General features: G+C 52.7%; 1 tRNA gene and 1 rRNA gene. Both read left to right on the forward strand.

Annotated elements, in window-relative coordinates:
• The first annotated feature begins 140 nt into the window (after positions 1-140).
• Positions 141-1,685, forward strand: a 16S ribosomal RNA gene (locus C5471_RS22530).
• Positions 1,686-1,767: 82 nt separating this feature from the next.
• A tRNA-Glu gene (locus C5471_RS22535) sits at positions 1,768-1,843 on the forward strand.
• The last annotated feature ends 117 nt before the right edge of the window (positions 1,844-1,960 follow it).

A 1,960-nucleotide genomic window follows, 5' to 3' on the forward strand; every position in this document is an offset into this window, starting at 1 on the left:
CTGCTCTTTAACAATTAATCAGACAATCTGTGTGGGCACTCACAAGACCGTATCACAAAAAAATACACTAAAGTCTTGAAGAGTGAACAACAGTTAATTCATGACGAAATAACAGTCAGTTTCTTTGAGCATCAAGCTTTTAATCGAAGAGTTTGATCATGGCTCAGATTGAACGCTGGCGGCAGGCCTAACACATGCAAGTCGAGCGGTAACAGGAAAGTGCTTGCACTTTTGCTGACGAGCGGCGGACGGGTGAGTAATGTCTGGGGATCTGCCCGAGGGCGGGGGATAACCACTGGAAACGGTGGCTAATACCGCATAATGTCGCAAGACCAAAGTGGGGGACCTGAAAGGGCCTCACGCCCGTGGATGAACCCAGATGGGATTAGCTGGTAGGTGGGGTAATGGCTCACCTAGGCGACGATCCCTAGCTGGTCTGAGAGGATGACCAGCCACACTGGGACTGAGACACGGCCCAGACTCCTACGGGAGGCAGCAGTGGGGAATATTGCACAATGGGCGCAAGCCTGATGCAGCCATGCCGCGTGTATGAAGAAGGCCTTCGGGTTGTAAAGTACTTTCAGCGGGGAGGAAGGGGTTGATTTGAACAGAGTCAATTCTTGACGTTACCCGCAGAAGAAGCACCGGCTAACTCCGTGCCAGCAGCCGCGGTAATACGGAGGGTGCAAGCGTTAATCGGAATGACTGGGCGTAAAGCGCACGCAGGCGGTCAATTAAGTTGGATGTGAAATCCCCGGGCTTAACCTGGGAACGGCATCCAAGACTGGTTGGCTAGAGTCTCGTAGAGGGGGGTAGAATTCCATGTGTAGCGGTGAAATGCGTAGAGATGTGGAGGAATACCGGTGGCGAAGGCGGCCCCCTGGACGAAGACTGACGCTCAGGTGCGAAAGCGTGGGGAGCAAACAGGATTAGATACCCTGGTAGTCCACGCGGTAAACGATGTCGATTTGGAGGTTGTTCCCTTGAGGAGTGGCTTCCGGAGCTAACGCGTTAAATCGACCGCCTGGGGAGTACGGCCGCAAGGTTAAAACTCAAATGAATTGACGGGGGCCCGCACAAGCGGTGGAGCATGTGGTTTAATTCGATGCAACGCGAAGAACCTTACCTACTCTTGACATCCAGAGAAGACCTCAGAGATGGGGTTGTGCCTAAGGGAGCTCTGAGACAGGTGCTGCATGGCTGTCGTCAGCTCGTGTTGTGAAATGTTGGGTTAAGTCCCGCAACGAGCGCAACCCTTATCCTTTGTTGCCAGCACGTGATGGTGGGAACTCAAGGGAGACTGCCGGTGATAAACCGGAGGAAGGTGGGGATGACGTCAAGTCATCATGGCCCTTACGAGTAGGGCTACACACGTGCTACAATGGCGGATACAAAGTGAAGCGAACTTGCGAGAGTAAGCGGAACACATAAAGTCTGTCGTAGTCCGGATTGGAGTCTGCAACTCGACTCCATGAAGTCGGAATCGCTAGTAATCGTAGATCAGAATGCTACGGTGAATACGTTCCCGGGCCTTGTACACACCGCCCGTCACACCATGGGAGTGGGTTGCAAAAGAAGTCGGTAGCTTAACCTTCGGGAGGGCGCTGACCACTTTGTGATTCATGACTGGGGTGAAGTCGTAACAAGGTAACCGTAGGGGAACCTGCGGTTGGATCACCTCCTTACCTGAGATGCAGTTGAGTGCAGTGCTCACACAGATTGTCTGATGAAAGTAGAGCAAGACGCGTCTGCGAAGCCGGCCATTGTGTCCCCTTCGTCTAGAGGCCTAGGACACCGCCCTTTCACGGCGGTAACAGGGGTTCGAATCCCCTAGGGGACGCCACTTGCGGTGATGACGGGTGAAAGCCGTTGTCAGGTTATCGTTAAGCGGATTTTTGCTGAAGTCGGCTTAACGATAAATGCTCTTTAACAATCTGGAACAAGCTGAAAATTGAATACT

This window comes from Photorhabdus tasmaniensis (genome assembly GCF_011189505.1).
In the GTDB taxonomy this organism is placed as follows: domain Bacteria; phylum Pseudomonadota; class Gammaproteobacteria; order Enterobacterales; family Enterobacteriaceae; genus Photorhabdus; species Photorhabdus tasmaniensis.